The organism is Corynebacterium sp. LK2590 (genome assembly GCF_040946105.1).
Taxonomy (GTDB): domain Bacteria; phylum Actinomycetota; class Actinomycetes; order Mycobacteriales; family Mycobacteriaceae; genus Corynebacterium.
In genome coordinates, this window is sequence record NZ_JAYWMH010000002.1 from 383,514 (window position 1) to 398,170 (window position 14,657).

14 protein-coding genes and 3 tRNA genes are annotated in these 14,657 nt (G+C 66.0%); 13 read left to right on the forward strand and 4 right to left on the reverse strand.

From position 1 onward, the window contains the following. The first annotated feature begins 31 nt into the window (after window positions 1–31). Complete coding sequence (locus tag VVR85_RS04400) at window positions 32–664, forward strand: class I SAM-dependent methyltransferase (RefSeq protein ID WP_368519733.1); 633 nt, start codon at window positions 32–34, stop codon at window positions 662–664. On the opposite strand, the gene VVR85_RS04405 is transcribed toward VVR85_RS04400, so the two are convergent. Continuing rightward, complete coding sequence (locus VVR85_RS04405; RefSeq protein ID WP_368519734.1) at window positions 661–1,764, reverse strand: isochorismate synthase MenF; 1,104 nt, start codon at window positions 1,762–1,764, stop codon at window positions 661–663. The two genes, VVR85_RS04400 and VVR85_RS04405, sit on opposite strands and share 4 nt — an antisense overlap. Before the next feature lie 131 nt (window positions 1,765–1,895). Between VVR85_RS04405 and gltX the strand changes: the two genes are divergently transcribed. From gltX to VVR85_RS04430, 5 genes are all read left to right on the forward strand, one after another. Further along, a complete protein-coding gene (gene gltX / locus VVR85_RS04410) occupies window positions 1,896–3,383 on the forward strand; it encodes a glutamate--tRNA ligase (RefSeq protein ID WP_368519735.1) in 1,488 nt (495 codons plus the stop codon). A gap of 176 nt (window positions 3,384–3,559) precedes the next feature. Beyond that, window positions 3,560–3,631, forward strand: a tRNA-Gln gene (locus VVR85_RS04415). A gap of 39 nt (window positions 3,632–3,670) precedes the next feature. Further along, window positions 3,671–3,743, forward strand: a tRNA-Glu gene (locus VVR85_RS04420). 581 nt (window positions 3,744–4,324) lie between these two features. Next, window positions 4,325–4,397 (forward strand) — tRNA-Glu (locus VVR85_RS04425). A 236-nt stretch (window positions 4,398–4,633) separates the two neighbouring features. Then, window positions 4,634–5,206 (forward strand): DedA family protein, encoded by a 573-nt coding sequence (locus tag VVR85_RS04430; RefSeq protein ID WP_368519802.1) that lies wholly within the window; start codon window positions 4,634–4,636, stop codon window positions 5,204–5,206. 1 nt (window position 5,207) lies between these two features. Here VVR85_RS04430 and VVR85_RS04435 read toward each other — a convergent pair whose 3' ends face one another. Then, window positions 5,208–5,891, reverse strand: a complete 684-nt coding sequence (locus tag VVR85_RS04435; RefSeq protein ID WP_368519736.1) for an IclR family transcriptional regulator — start codon at window positions 5,889–5,891, stop codon at window positions 5,208–5,210. Window positions 5,892–5,942: 51 nt separating this feature from the next. Here VVR85_RS04435 and leuC point away from each other — a divergent pair, with 51 nt between their 5' ends. From leuC to VVR85_RS04450, 3 genes are read left to right on the forward strand one after another with little or no spacing between them, the layout of a single operon-like run. Beyond that, entirely contained in the window at window positions 5,943–7,382 is a 1,440-nt protein-coding gene (gene leuC, locus VVR85_RS04440) for a 3-isopropylmalate dehydratase large subunit (protein WP_368519737.1), read from the forward strand. 36 nt (window positions 7,383–7,418) lie between these two features. Then, window positions 7,419–8,003, forward strand: a complete 585-nt coding sequence (leuD, locus tag VVR85_RS04445) for a 3-isopropylmalate dehydratase small subunit (protein WP_368519738.1) — start codon at window positions 7,419–7,421, stop codon at window positions 8,001–8,003. A 23-nt stretch (window positions 8,004–8,026) separates the two neighbouring features. Further along, the gene (locus VVR85_RS04450) at window positions 8,027–8,869 is read left to right on the forward strand and encodes a hypothetical protein (RefSeq protein ID WP_368519739.1); all 843 of its coding nucleotides are present in this window, start codon (window positions 8,027–8,029) and stop codon (window positions 8,867–8,869) included. A gap of 3 nt (window positions 8,870–8,872) precedes the next feature. Here VVR85_RS04450 and VVR85_RS04455 read toward each other — a convergent pair whose 3' ends face one another. After that, window positions 8,873–9,871 (reverse strand): NUDIX domain-containing protein, encoded by a 999-nt coding sequence (locus VVR85_RS04455; protein ID WP_368519740.1) that lies wholly within the window; start codon window positions 9,869–9,871, stop codon window positions 8,873–8,875. Window positions 9,872–9,989: 118 nt separating this feature from the next. Here VVR85_RS04455 and VVR85_RS04460 point away from each other — a divergent pair, with 118 nt between their 5' ends. Next, the gene (locus VVR85_RS04460; protein ID WP_368519741.1) at window positions 9,990–10,985 is read left to right on the forward strand and encodes an NAD(P)H-dependent glycerol-3-phosphate dehydrogenase; all 996 of its coding nucleotides are present in this window, start codon (window positions 9,990–9,992) and stop codon (window positions 10,983–10,985) included. Window positions 10,986–11,007: 22 nt separating this feature from the next. Beyond that, window positions 11,008–12,090, forward strand: a complete 1,083-nt coding sequence (locus VVR85_RS04465) for a D-alanine--D-alanine ligase family protein (RefSeq protein WP_368519742.1) — start codon at window positions 11,008–11,010, stop codon at window positions 12,088–12,090. Here the strand turns inward: VVR85_RS04465 and VVR85_RS04470 are convergent. Then, entirely contained in the window at window positions 12,087–13,007 is a 921-nt protein-coding gene (locus VVR85_RS04470) for a DUF3515 domain-containing protein (protein WP_368519743.1), read from the reverse strand. The two genes, VVR85_RS04465 and VVR85_RS04470, sit on opposite strands and share 4 nt — an antisense overlap. A gap of 55 nt (window positions 13,008–13,062) precedes the next feature. Here VVR85_RS04470 and VVR85_RS04475 point away from each other — a divergent pair, with 55 nt between their 5' ends. Both VVR85_RS04475 and VVR85_RS04480 read left to right on the forward strand, forming a co-directional pair. Further along, complete coding sequence (locus VVR85_RS04475) at window positions 13,063–13,992, forward strand: thiamine-phosphate kinase (RefSeq protein WP_409338172.1); 930 nt, start codon at window positions 13,063–13,065, stop codon at window positions 13,990–13,992. Between the two features lie 4 nt (window positions 13,993–13,996). Further along, window positions 13,997–14,653: a uracil-DNA glycosylase gene (locus tag VVR85_RS04480; protein ID WP_368519745.1), complete on the forward strand. Its 657-nt coding sequence runs from the start codon at window positions 13,997–13,999 to the stop codon at window positions 14,651–14,653. Window positions 14,654–14,657 lie beyond the last annotated feature (4 nt).

The window sequence follows — 14,657 nt, forward strand, 5'->3', positions numbered from 1 at the left end:
CGCGTCGTTCCGCCGTCGGTAGGCTGGGGGCATGCAGCACGACGACAGCCCCGCCCGACCCCATGGCCCGCACAGCCGCGAGCATTTCGCCGCGGTCTACCAGGAATCCGATCGGGTCTGGTCGGGTAACCCGAATGCGGCGTTGGTGAGCTTTGTTAGCGATGCCCCCGCGCCGCCGGCGGGCACCGCCCTCGATATCGGCTGCGGGGAGGGCGCCGACGTCGTCTACCTGGCCAGCCGCGGCTGGCACGTGGTGGGCATCGACTTAGTCGACGTGGCCATCGAACGCAGCCAGCAACTCCTAGCCGAACAGGTCCCCGACGTCGCCGCCCGCGTCCAGCTAGAGGCCATCGATTTCCGCGATTTTTCCGCGCGCGGGGAGACCTTCGACTTGGTCAGCTGCCACTACAGCACCCTGCCCGCCGAAGCGGAGACCCTCCACGCGCTCGAAGACGCGGTCGCCCCGGGCGGCTACCTGCTCTTTGTCCACCACTATGCCGAGGGCGAAGGCGTGGCCATGCCGGCGTGGGTCCGTGACCGTCTGTCCGCGCTCGAGGTCTTAAGCTTCGAGTCCCGCCCGCGCAACGTCAGCCACGGCGCGGGCGCGCACCACCACGAGGACGTGGTGCTCATCGCCCAGCGGCCCGCGGAGGAGTCCTTCTAGAGGCCCAGCGTGGCCAGGATGGTGCGCAGCTTAGCCGTGGTTTCTTCCAGCTCTGTCTCGGGGTCCGAGTCCGCGACGATGCCCCCGCCGGCCCAGGCCCGCGCGCTCAAGCCGTCGCCGGCGACCTCGGCGCAGCGAATAGCCACCATGTATTCGCCGTCGCCGGACGAGTCGCACCAGCCGACCGCACCGGCGTAGAAGCCGCGGTCAGTCTCCGCGGTGTGGATGAGGGCTTCGGCCGCGGCCGTCGGGGTCCCGCAGATGGCCGGGGTGGGGTGCACCCGCAGGGCCAGTTCCAGCGCGTTGGTGGAAGAATCCGCCAGCGTGCCGGTAATCGGGGTGCCCAGGTGCCACATCTCGGTCGTGCTCAGCAGCTGCGGGGTCTCCGGGCAATCCAGGTGCGAGCACAGCGGCTCCAGGATGCGCCGCAGGTGGTCGACCACGAAGGCGTGCTCGGCCTGGTCCTTGGCAGAACCGCGCAGGGTCTCGGCGGCGCGGGCATCGGCGGCGGCATCGGCGTGCCGGGCCGCGGAGCCGGCCAGGGGGAAGGCGGAAACCGTCGAGCCCTGCTTCTTGATGAGGACCTCCGGGGAAGAACCGACCAGCATGGCGCCGGTGCGGCCCGCCGGGGTCAGATCCGCGATGAAGCCGTCGCGGTGGGAAGAATTATCGATAAGCCGCGCGGCGACCAGCCGCGGGTCGACCGGTTCCGCGAACGCGATATCGACGGCGCGGGCCAAAACGACCTTCTCCAGGCGGGAGTTCTGGATGGTGGATACGGCGGCCTCGACCCGGCGCAGGTGCTCCTGCGGCTCCGGGTCCACCCCGGAGATCTCCGCGTTGAGGTGGCCGCGCCGGTAGTAGGCGTGCGGCTCGAGGGGCCCGTCCTCGCGGATGATGGACCGCGGCACCGTCAGAGCGGCGGGTTCATCCGCGTTGAAGGGGATAGCCCCGACCACCATCTCGTGGCGGGACTCGCGCAGAGCCTGCGCCGCCTCCCACGGGTCCGTGTAGGACTGCGCGCAGCCCTGGGTGCGCACGGACCCCGTGGCGCGCGAGAGGAGGAAGTCGGGCGCGGTCGATGGCCGGTTTTCATGCATGAAAAAATATTTTAGTCATCCGGCTGCGCGACCGCGGAATCAGCTCATCGGTCCCGCGCCGGTAAGCGAATAGGACGTGAGCGGATTCGGCGTGCAGGCTTAGCGAAAAGGCGGGCGGCGCCTCGTCTACGATGGTGGGCATGAGTGATGTACGTGTACGATTCTGCCCGTCGCCGACCGGCACCCCACACGTGGGGATGGTGCGCACGGCCCTGTTTAACTGGGCCTATGCGCGCCACACCGGTGGCAAACTGATTTTCCGTATTGAGGATACGGACGCCTCCCGCGACTCCGAAGAGTCCTACCAGGCGATTATTGACTCCCTGACCTGGCTGGGGCTCGGCTGGGACGAAGGCATCGACGTGGGCGGCCCGCACGAGCCGTACCGCCAGTCCCAGCGTAAGGACATCTACGCCGACGTTCTGCAGAAGCTCAAGGACGCCGGCCTGGTCTACCCGGCCTATTCCACCGCCGAGGAGGTCGAGGAGCGCCACAAGGCCGCCGGCCGCGACCCGAAGCTCGGCTACGACAACTACGACCGCGAGCTCCCCCAGGAGCAGATCGATGCCTTCGAGGCCGAGGGCCGCAAGCCCGTCTGGCGCCTGCGCATGCCGGAGCAGGACTGGTCCTGGACCGACCTGGTCCGCGGCGAGATGACCTTTAAGGCCGAGACCCAGCCGGACTACGTGGTGGCCCGCTCCAACGGTGAGCCGCTCTACACGCTGGTTAACCCGGTCGACGATGCCCTGATGGGCATCACCCACGTCCTTCGCGGCGAGGATCTTCTGTCCTCGACCCCGCGCCAGCTGGCCCTTTACGAGGCCCTGAAGCAGATCGGCATTGCCGAGTTCACCCCGCAGTTCGGCCACCTGCCGTTCGTCATGGGGGAGGGCAACAAGAAGCTGTCCAAGCGCGACCCGCAGTCCAACCTGTTCAACCACCGCGACAATGGCATCATCCCGGAGGGCATGCTCAACTACCTGTCCTTGCTGGGCTGGTCCCTGTCCGCCGACCAGGACATCTTCGGCATGTACGAGCTGGTCAAAAACTTCGACGTGACCGACGTGCTGGGTAATCCAGCCCGTTTTGACCAGAAGAAGCTCGAGGCCATCAACGCCGACCACATCCGCCTGCTGGAGCCGGAGGAATTCGCCTTCCGCCTGCGCAACTACCTGACGGAGTACACCGACTTCCCGGCCGACTACGACCCGGAGAAGTTCGCCTTCGCTGCCGACCTCGTCCAGACCCGCATCAAGACGCTGTCCGATGCCTACGGCCTGCTCAAGTTCCTCGTCACCGCCGACGAGGACCTAGAGCTCGACGAGAAGTCCGCCCGCAAGAACCTCAAGGAGGAGGCCGTCCAGCCGCTCGAGGTCGCCATCGCGACGCTGGAGCCCATCGAGGACTGGACCACCGAGCCCATCGAGGCGGCCCTGTCGAAGGCCCTCATCGACGATCTGGGGCTCAAGCCGCGCAAGGCCTACGGCGCTCTCCGCGTGGCCGTCTCCGGCGCTGCTGTGTCCCCGCCGCTGTTCGAGTCCATGGAGCTGCTCGGCAAGGAGTCCACGCTGAACCGTCTGCGGGCCGCCCTTGCCAAGACCCCGTGGGAGAGCGCGTAAGCCTAAATCCACACGCTGTAATTCATCCGCGGTAGGCACACTTAAAATAGCGCTAAAAACCGCCTCTACCCAGGCGATTTGCTAGTGTGCCGCCAGGGTGGTTATAGTTATTAACCGTTGCAGCGAGCGGTTGCGAGAGATTAAATAATCTTCCAGTCGAAAAGCACGGCAACAATTGGCCTATGGTGTAATTGGCAACACAGCGGTTTCTGGTACCGTCGTTCTAGGTTCGAGTCCTGGTAGGCCAGCAGTGATAAAGGGTTAAAAATCCGGAGTCACAGTTCTATGCCCCGTTCGTCTAGCGGCCTAGGACGCCGCCCTCTCACGGCGGTAACACGGGTTCAAATCCCGTACGGGGTACAAATCATGAAGGCAGTCAGTTTCTACTGGCTGCCTTTTCTTCGTTTCCAGGGTGGTATTAACCTACCCCAGACCACCGCCGGGAAAGCTCAAGTTGCCGGGCCCGGTGGGGTAGGACCACCCGCCATTTTCGGGACTTTCCTCCAATCGCTTCCATCCCCTCTGAGCTGGTCGTATACTAGGCCTCAAGACGTTCACCGAAAGAAAAGGAGATTGGATGAAAGCTTCTTTCCGTCTTAAGCGCAACGAAGATTTGTAGCTCGTGAAGATGCGGCATTGCCATAATTCATAACTTCCCACCGCGACTATTGCACGAAGTACAGGAGCTAAACGAGGATGAATCTCGACGCAGAAACGAAATCCCAGTGCAGCGTAGCCGAGGATCCTTCGGGCCACTGACAGTCAGACAGACTGCAAGCGAAATAACCACTGATTCGATTCGCATCCGGCCGGACAGAAGGAACTGTCACTACCGCACTGGGATTTTTATGTCTTTAGCTGCGGATTTGTTGATGTTTCGCGCATAGTTTAGAGTAATTCAAGTCCGCAACGCACAGCGTGCGCTGCTGTGGACAAGCTAGGCCCCGTTCGTCTAGCGGCCTAGGACGCCGCCCTCTCACGGCGGTAACACGGGTTCAAATCCCGTACGGGGTACAACCTAAAAGCCCAACCCAGCCCGGGTTGGGCTTTTTCTTTTGCCGCCAGCTGGCTGTGAATGTTCTGGGGACTTGCCCGCAACGGCGTCTCTGCCTTGGTCGAGCGGGGTGCAGGGGAGTAAAACTAAAACGTTCTATCTATTCCTGCCACAGAAGGGATGCGCCGTGCATCTTAGCGATCTTATGGACGCGGGCGTTTTGCTCCAGAACTTTGGGGGCTAGGCGCTCGCGGGCCTGGGCCTGGTCATCTTCATCGAATCGGGCGTTCTCTTCCCGTTCCTGCCCGGCGATTCCCTCTTGGTCACCGCCGCCATCCTCCGTGACGATTTGGGCCTGAGCGTCCCGCTCATCCTGCTCGTCGGTACGGTGGCGGCCTTCCTGGGCGACCAGGTGGGCTTCTGGCTGGGGCATACCTTCGGCCGCCGGCTGTTCAAGCCGGATGCGAAGATCCTGAAGACGGAGTACCTCGAGCGCGCCGAGGCCTTCTTCCGCAAGCACGGGCCGTTGGCGTTGGTGCTGGGTCGCTTCGTGCCCATCGTGCGCACCTACGTGCCGGTCTCGGCAGGCACGGCCGCCATGCCGTATAAGAAATTCGTGGGTTGGAACGTCCTCGGCGCGGTCGCTTGGATCGTCACCATGACCATGGTGGGCGTCCTCCTGGGCGGCATCCCGGGGATTGCTGACCGCATCGACGCCATCGTCCTGGTCATCGTGGGCGTTTCGGTCCTGCCGGTGGTCATCTCCGGCGCGCGCAGCTGGCGCCACAAGCCGGACGCCCCGGCTAACGATGCCGAACCCGCCCGGTAGCCTACAGCAGCGCGCCCAGCTTCCGGGCAGCGTCTTTTAGGGGCTCGCCGAATTTAGCGGTGGGGTCCGGGCGGAAGCGCTGCGCCGATCCAGAGACGGACAGCGCGGCGATAAACGTGCCGGACGGGTCGAGGACCGGCACAGAAACCGACGAGAGTCCGGCCTCGCGCTCCTCGACGGACTCGGAGATGCCGTCGCGGCGGGCGGCCTCGATATCGTCCTCGCTGAAGGAGGCGCCGCTAACGCTGGTGGGGGTAAACGCCGCGATGATGCGCGCCGCCGACCCCGAGGTAAGCGGCAGCTGGCGTCCCACCGGGACGACGTTGTGGAGGCCGGCCTCCGGCTCCCGGGTGGCAATGCAGGTGCGGGTGGCTCCCGTCAGCTCGTAAAGCTGGACCGATTCGCCGGTTTGCTCGAGCAATTTATCCATGATCGGCCCGGCCGCGGTGAGTAGCCGGTCGCGGTTGCCCGGCAGGGCGGGGCCGGCCGTCCATTTACCCTCATCCGTGCGGGTTAAAATTCGGTGTGCTTCCAGTGCCGTTGCCAAACGATGCGCCGTAGCCCGCGGCAAACCAGTGGTCTCGCACAGGTCGTTGAGGCTCGAGGGCCGGTTGGCGGCCGCCATCATGATGGCGACGGCCCGGTCCAGTACCTTGATCCCGGAAACTGCGCTATAATCTCCCATACTTTGAAATTTACGTCTCAAATTCTGAGATTTCAAGTGTGGAGGAAGAGTATGAGTCAAAAACTGACCTTGGCAGAAAAGATCTGGCGCGACCACGTCGTCACCCGCGGTGAGAATGGGGCACCGGACCTCATCTACATTGACTTCCAGCTCCTCCACGAAGTTACCAGCCCGCAGGCCTTCGAGGGGCTGCGCCTCAACGGCCGCAGCCTGCGCCACCCAGAGCTGCACCTGGCGACCGAGGATCACAACGTGCCCACCACGGGCATCAAGATCGGGGGCTTGAACGAAATCGCCGACACGACCTCGCGCACCCAGGTGTCCACTCTGCGGAAAAACTGCGAGGAGTTCGGCGTCCGCCTGCACTCGATGGGCGACGAGCAACAGGGCATCGTCCACACGGTCGGCCCGCAGCTGGGCATTACCCAGCCGGGCATGACCATCGTCTGCGGCGACTCGCACACCTCGACCCACGGCGCTTTCGGCTCCATTGCCATGGGCATCGGGACTTCCGAGGTCGAGCACGTCATGGCCACCCAGACGCTGTCGCTGAAACCGTTCAAGACCATGGCCATCGAGGTCAAGGGCCAGCTGGCCGAAGGCGTCAGCGCGAAGGACCTCATTCTGGCGATCATCGCCAAGATCGGGACCGGCGGCGGCCAGGGACACATCATCGAATACCGCGGCGAGGCCATCCGCGCGATGTCGATGGAAGCCCGCATGACCATCTGCAACATGTCGATCGAGGCCGGCGCCCGTGCGGGCCTGGTCGCCCCCGACGAGACCACCTTCGAGTACGTCCGCGGGCGCGAGTTTGCCCCGCAGGGCGCGGACTGGGACGCGGCCGTCGAGTACTGGAAGACCCTGCCGACCGACGAGGGCGCCGAGTTCGACACCGTCGTCGAAATCGACGCCTCTGAACTGACCCCGTTCGTGACCTGGGGGACCAACCCGGGCCAGGGCCTGCCGCTGGGGGCAAATGTGCCGAGCCCGGAGGACTTCGGCGACGACAACTCCCGCGCCGCCGCCGAGAAGGCCCTGGACTACATGGACCTTACACCGGGCACCCCGCTGCGCGAACTCGCCATCGATACCGTCTTCCTGGGCTCGTGCACCAACGCGCGCATCGAGGACCTGCGCGCCGCCGCCGACGTCGTGCGCGGCCGCCGCATTGCGGACGGAACCCGCATGCTGGTCGTGCCGTCCTCGACCGTCGTCAAGCAACAGGCCGAGGCTGAGGGCCTCGACCGCGTCTTCGCCGACTTCGGCGCGGAGTGGCGCACCGCGGGCTGCTCGATGTGCCTGGGCATGAACCCCGATCAGCTGCGGCCGGGCGAGCGCTCCGCGTCCACCTCCAACCGCAACTTCGAAGGCCGCCAGGGCCCCGGCGGGCGCACCCACCTCGTTTCGCCGCTGGTGGCCGCCGCCACCGCCGTGACCGGCCACCTGGCCTCCCCGGCCGACCTGCCCGCCGCCCCGTCCGCCGAATAGCGCCCGAGCCGAAAACCCTAGAAGGAGAAGATTCCGATGGAGAAATTCACCACCCACACCGGCACCGGGGTGCCCCTGCCGTATTCCAACGTGGACACGGACCAGATCATCCCGGCCGTCTACCTGAAATCGGTCAAGCGCACCGGCTTTGCCGATGCCCTGTTCGCCAACTGGCGCAAAGACCCCGCCTTCGTCCTGAACCAGGAGACCTTCCGCGACGGCTCCGTCCTGTTCGCCGGCGCCGACTTCGGGACCGGCTCGTCGCGCGAGCACGCCGTCTGGGCGCTCAACGACTACGGCTTCAAGGCCGTCTTTTCCTCCCGCTTCGCCGACATCTTCCGCGGCAACGCGGGCAAGGCGGGCCTGCTGGCAGGAATCATGGCCCAAGAAGATATCGAGCTCATCTGGAAGCAGCTGGAGGGTGGGGAGACCGCCGTCCGCGTCGACCTGGGGGCCCGCACCGTCACCGTCGGCAGCAACGTCTACAGCTTTGACGTCGACGACTACACCCGCTGGCGCCTCATGGAGGGCCTCGATGACATCGGGCTGACGCTGCGCGACGAGGACGCCATCGCAGCGTACGAGGGTACCCGCCCGTCGTTTAAGCCAGCGGTGCGCTAATAATTCGCATAAGCTCAGGTGTCATGACAACACCTGAGTGGAACAACTCCGAATCCCGCAACTACGGACAAGGCTACGGCTACCAAAACCAGAACCCGAACCAGGGCACGCCCTACGGCCAGCCGGGCTACGCCGGTGCCGGCCCGCAGGCTGGCTTTCAATCCGGCACGGTCTACGCGCCCACCCCGCCGGACGCGCCCGGGGCCGTCGGCCAGGGCTTCAAGGGCTACTTCCAGAACTTCGGCCCCTGGTTCGGCGCGGCGGTGGTCTACCTGGTGCTGCAGTTCCTCCCGATGATCCCGTTTGCGTTGGTCGTCGCGCTTACCGGCATCCTCGAAACCGAAGGCACCGCGAGCACAGGGTCGGCCACCATGGGTGCGGCTTTTATCGTTTTGCTGCTGCTGGGCGCCTGCGTTTTTCTGGTGGGCCTGTGGATGTACGTGAACTTCTACCACGGGGCCGTCGAGGAGGCTAACGGGCAGCGCGTGAGCTTCCGCGGGCTGTTCCGCTTTGACGGAGGCCGCGTCGGCACCATGGTCACGGTCGCCGTCTACGGGATCCTGGTCTGGCTGGGCTGCTTCTTCTTTATCATCCCGGGCCTTTTCATCGCTTTCCTGCTGTGCTGGGTCCCCGTGATTAAGGCCGAGGACCCGTCCAAGGGCATCGGCGCGGCGATGTGGGAGTCCTACCGCCTGTCCACCCAGAATATTGGCACCACGCTGCTGCTGGTCGTCCTGCTGGTGTTGCTGCAGATGGCCGCGAGCCTCATTCCGATTGTCGGCAGCCTCGTGGTGCTGCCGGTGCTCTTCTTCGCCTGGGTCCTGACCTACCGCTCGCTGACCCAGCGCCCGGCCGCGCGCTGGTAGGCGTTAGCGCACGGGCAGCGGGCTGGCCAGGTAATCCGCGCCGGTCAGCTCGCCGCCGTTAAAGGACAGCACCCACACTGAGGACTTTTTGACCTTCAGGTCGTCGACGTCGTACTTCAAAAACACCGGGTCCAGGCTGGCGATCATCTCGGGGATGGCCAGGCCCTGGCTGACGATGACGGGCGTGCCGCCCTGCTCAACGATGCCATCGAAGGCCTCCCGCGCCGCCTCCTTGTCGCGCAACCAGCCGTCGTCGCCCAAGCGCTCGTCTACCGTGACGTCGAAGCCGAGCTCGGCCGCCAGGGGAGCGGCGGTCTGCTGGCAGCGGTCCGGCAGCGCGGAATAGATGGCGGTCGGTTGGTAGGGCGCGAGCATCGGCACGAGCATCTCCGCCTGGCGCAGGCCCTTCTTGTCCAGCGGGCGCAGGTTGTCGTCGCCGCTAAAGCCCTTGCGCGGCAGGGCGCGGGCGTGGCGGACATAGAGCACGCGGGTGGTCGGGGCCAGCCGCAGGCGCTTTTTTGCCTTCCGGAGCACGTCGGCGTCCACCTGGTAGGACAGCAGGTTGATGGCCGCGTCCACGGTCATCCAGTGGATCTGGTCGACCTCGTCGTTGGGCGTGAACTCGCCGTCCTCGACCTTGCCCAGCCAGTAGTAGACCACCTTGGTCCGGCCCTGGACCGGGTAGGTGACCTTGCCGATGAGCTTGCCCAGTTTGATGCGGTAGCCGGTTTCCTCGGCGACTTCGCGCACGGCGGTAGTCGGCAGGGACTCGCCCGGGTCGACCTTGCCCTTGGCTAGCGACCAGTCGTCGTAATGCGGGCGGTGGATGACGGCCACCTCCGGATCGTGGGGGTTGCCGCGCCAGAGCACCGCGCCCGCCGCCAGGGTGGTCCGGGAAAATTCCTTGGCCGGATCGGGGCTAATTTCCTGGTGACGCCCAGAAATGAAGACCTCGGACTGGCTGTCTTTGTCGTTTTCGTGCATGTTCTTGGGCTTGGGCATGGGCGCGCGCCTACTCCTTGCAACTGGTCTCAAACGGATATTTCTCGCCGTCCATCATAGTCCCGCGGTGGGCCCGGCTACACTACTATTGTTCGTGATGTCTAAGGAGGAGCGCTTAATGGTCCGAGTTGCAGTGATGGGGGCTGGTTCGTGGGGCACCACGCTGGCCAAGGTCTTCGCCGATGCCGGCAACAGCGTCCGGCTCTGGGTCCGCCGGCCGGAGCTGTCCGCCACCATCCGGGAGACCCACCGCAACGCTGATTACCTGCCGGATATCGAGCTGCCCGCCACCATCGCCCCGACGACCGAGCCGGAAAACGCGCTTGCCGATGCCGACATCGTCGTCCTCGCCGTGCCCTCCCAGACGTTGGGCGAAAACCTGGATGCCTGGTCGCAGCACCTGCCTAACGATGCCACCGTCGTCTCCATCTCCAAGGGCGTGGAGTCGACCTCGCTGCGGCGGATGAGCCAGGTGATTGCGGCTTCCGGCGTGGACGCCGAGCGGATCGCGGTGCTCTCGGGCCCCAATCTGGCCAAGGAGATCGCGCTGGAGCAGCCGGCGGCCACCGTCATCGCCTGCGAGGACGAGTCCCGCGGCCAGCTGGTCCAGGCTGCCGTGGCCACTAACTACCTGCGTCCGTACACCAACACCGACGTCATCGGCTGCGAGATCGGCGGCGCCTGTAAGAACGTCATCGCCCTGGCCTGCGGCATCGCCTCCGGCAAGGGGCTGGGCAACAACACGCTGGCCTCCTTGATTACCCGCGGCCTGGCCGAAATCAGCCGCCTGGGCGTGGAATTGGGCGCCGATCCGCGGACCTTCGCGGGGCTGGCCGGCCTGGGCGACCTGGTCGCGACCTGCAGCTCCGAGCTGTCGCGTAACCGCACCTTCGGCTACCGCCTGGGCCAGGGCGGGACCCTGGAGGAAGCCAAGGCTGCTACCAACGGCCAGGTCGCGGAGGGCGTAATTTCCTCGGACTCGGTCTTCCGCCTAGCGCAGCAGCACAACATCGACATGCCCATTACCCATTCGGTCTACGGGGTATGCCACCGCGGGGTCGCGGTGGAGGAAATGATCGTCGCATTGATGGGTCGGTCCAAGAAGTCGGAGTAGGCAACCGGTATGCTAGCTGCCTATGAGTTCCCGAAAGATCCGCGTGGCGGTCGTCTACGGTGGCCGCAGCACTGAACACTCCGTGTCCTGTATCTCCGCCGGGGCGGTGATGAGCCACCTCCCGCACGACAAATACGAGGTCGTGCCCGTCGGTATTACCCGCGAGGGCCTGTGGACCCCGGGAACCACCGAGGGCCTGCAGCTCAACGATGGCGTCCTGCCCGAGGTCACCGCCGGCGACGAGCTTTCGCTGTCGCTGACCCCCAGCTCCCGCGGGCGCTTTGTCAACGTCACCCGCGGCGAGGTCTACGCCGACGTGGACGTCATCTTCCCCGTCCTGCACGGGCCTTTCGGCGAGGACGGGACCATTCAGGGCCTGTTTGAGATGTCCTCGGTGCCGTACGTGGGCACCGGGGTGCTGTCCTCGGCCACCGGCATGGACAAGGAGTTCACCAAGAAGCTCATGGTCGCCGAAGGCCTGCCGGTCACCCCGGAGGTCATTCTCCGCGACCGCTCCGAGCTCACCGAAGAGGAAAAGTCCGTGCTGGGCCTGCCGGTCTTCGTGAAGCCGGCGCGCGGCGGTTCCTCGATCGGTATCTCCAAGGTCACCGACTGGGAGCAGCTGCCCGAGGCCATCCGCCTGGCCCGCGAATCCGACGAGAAGGTCATCGTGGAAAAGGAGATCGTCGGCTCCGAGGTCGAGGTCGGCGTCCTGCAGTACCCGGACGGAAAGCTGCTGGCCTCGGTGCCGGCGCTGCTCAACGGCACCGGCGACTCGGAGGAAGGCTTCTACGGCTTCGAGACCAAGTACCTGGACAACGTCGTCTCCGCCACCATCCCGGCCCCGTTCGAGACAGAAGTCATCGACGAGCTCAAACAGCTGGCCCTGGAGACCTTCCAGGCGCTGGACTGCAAAGGCCTGTCCCGTGTGGACTTCTTCGTCACCGACCAAGGCCCGGTCCTCAACGAGATCAACACCATGCCGGGCTTTACCCCGATCTCGATGTACCCGCAGGTGCTCGCCGCCAGCGGCGTCGACTACGAGACCCTGCTCGACACGCTCATCGAAACCGCGCTGGCAGGCGCCTCGACGCCGGAGCCCTAGTCGGCGGCTGCGAGGGCATCGCCGAGCTCTACCAGCACGCTGTCGGCGACGTCCTGGGGCAGGTGCGCGGCGATGTCGGTGTCCTGGCCCAGCGCGAACCAGGTGCTGGCCGTAGTACCCGGCGCCAGGGTCGTGTCCTCGAACCAGGGCACGTCGTTGACCTGCTGGACCTGCTCGCCGGCCGCATAGCCCGGCGCCGGCTCCACCCCGCAGCGCAGGACGACGGCCTCGCGGCCGGGCGCGGTCCACACGGCCGTGCCTGCAGCGGTGCCCTCCGGCAGCTCGCGCAGGCGCCGGTAGTCCTCGGCCAGCGTGTCCGGCAGGGCGGCATCGAGGGCGCGGCAGGGGGTGCGGGTCTCACCGTCTGCGGCCTGGAGCTGGGACAGGGGAGCCGCGTGCGGTTTCTGGTCCTTGTGCTCGAGCTGGCCCAGGGCCTCCTCCAGGCCTTCGGGCTCGCCGTCGTCGTGGGTGGTCACCGCCACGACCGGGGCGCGGTCAACGGTGTACCACGTGGTCAGGGTCGACCCCGGCGTCATGTCGCGGACCTGCAGCCACTGCGCGCCGCTGGCCTCGGTGGTCTCGGAATAAGGCGTGTACTGCAGCGGCAAGTCGACGCCACAGCGCAGCGTGGTCGCCTCGGAAGAAATGGTCGCCCAGGCGGCCACCCCGTCCGGCACGGGCTCGACGATCTCGGAGCGCTCGTGCCCGTAGAACTTGCCCGGCAGGTTGTCCACCACCGCCGCGCACTCGGCCGACGATGCCTCCTGCGACGGCACCGGCGACATCGCCACCGGCTCCCGCGCCACCGTGGAAAAGTAGTACTTGGCCCCGAACAGGACCACCACGATAAGAATTAAGGAGATAGCCAGCAGCGCGTAGACTGCGGTGCGGTTAAATTGGTTACCCTGAGAGTCCATAAACTGCAATCTTATCGAAAGGTATTCGGTGAACTTAACCCCGACTCTGACCGATGTGGGCGAACACGAGGTCATCGGCGAGATCATCGCGGCCGCGCCCAGCGCGCTGAACGGCGACGACGCGGCGGTGATGTTTCCGGCCGCCCCCAACACTCGCACGGTCGCGGCCACGGACATGATGGTCGAAGGCCGCCACTTCCGACGCGATTGGTCGACGCCTAACGAGATAGGGCAGAAGGCCATCCTGGAAAACTTCGCCGACGTCGAGTCCATGGGCGCGCGGCCGATTGCCGCGCTGCTGGCTATTAGCGCCCCGGCCGACACCCCGGTGGCGTTCGTGCGGGGGATTGCGGAGGGCATCGCCCAGCGCTGCGAGCCCTACAACGCCGAGCTGGTGGGCGGCGATCTCACCCAGGGCGCCCAGGTCACTGTCACAGTCACCGCGATTGGGCACCTGGGCGGGGACCGGCCCGCGATGACCCTGGACCGCGCCCGGCCTGGCCAACAGCTGGTCGCGCACGGCAAGATCGGCTGGTCGGCCGCCGGTCTGGCCCTGCTCGAGCGCTTTGGCCGCGATCTGCCCGCCGAGCTGGCCCACCTCAACCCGCTTATCGATGCCCATTGCTGCCCCTGGCTAGAGCCCAGCCGGGGCATGATCGCGCGGGCGGCGGGCGCGACCGCCATGACGGATATCTCCGACTCGCTCATCCGCGACGTCGGCACCATCGCGGCGCGCTCCGGAGTCAACATCGACTTGGATTCGGCGGCCATCGCCCCGCACGAGCTGCTGGTCGAGGCCGGCAACGCCCTGGGCGTCGATCCGTGGCGTTGGGTGCTTACCGGCGGCGAGGACCACACCCTGGTGGGCACCACGGCGAAGGAGGCACCGTCGGGGTTCCGGGTCATCGGCAGCGTTAACAAGGGCGCGGCGGCTACGGTGGATGGGAAAGAATCCGCCTACGATGCCGGCTGGGAGGCCTTCTAAACCCATGAGCGATATCCCCACGTGCACGCCGACCTACCACCCGTCCTGGGAGGAGGTCTTGGGCCCGGCCCTCGATGAGCACTGGCTGCAGATTCAGTCCCTGCTGGACGCCGGGCCGTTTCTGCCCGCCGCCGAAAACCTCTTCCGCGCCTTCTGGCAGCCGCGCGACCAGGTGCGCGTCCTCATCCTGGGCCAGGACCCGTACCCGACCCCGGGCCATCCGATGGGCCTGGCATTTTCTACCCAGCCGGGCGTCAAGCCGCCGAAGTCGCTGGTCAATATCTACAAAGAGCTCCACGACGACTTAGGCATTGCCCCGCCCGCGGACGGGGACCTGTCGGCCTGGAACGACCAGGGGGTCATGCTGCTCAACCGAGTGCTGAGCGTGGCGCCCGGCAACGCGGGTTCGCACCGCGGCCACGGCTGGGAGGCGGTCACGGAGGCCGCCATCCGCAGCCTGGATAGCGAGCAGCTGGTGGCCATCCTGTGGGGCCGGGACGCGCAGAAGTGCGCGACGTTCCTCCCGCGCGCCCACAAGCTGGCCGCCCCGCACCCGTCGCCGCTGTCGGCGCACCGCGGTTTCTTCGGGTCGCGACCGTTTTCTCGGGCGAACGAGTACCTTCGGGCGGCTGGCGCGCGCGAAGTGGACTGGCGCTTGTAAGATA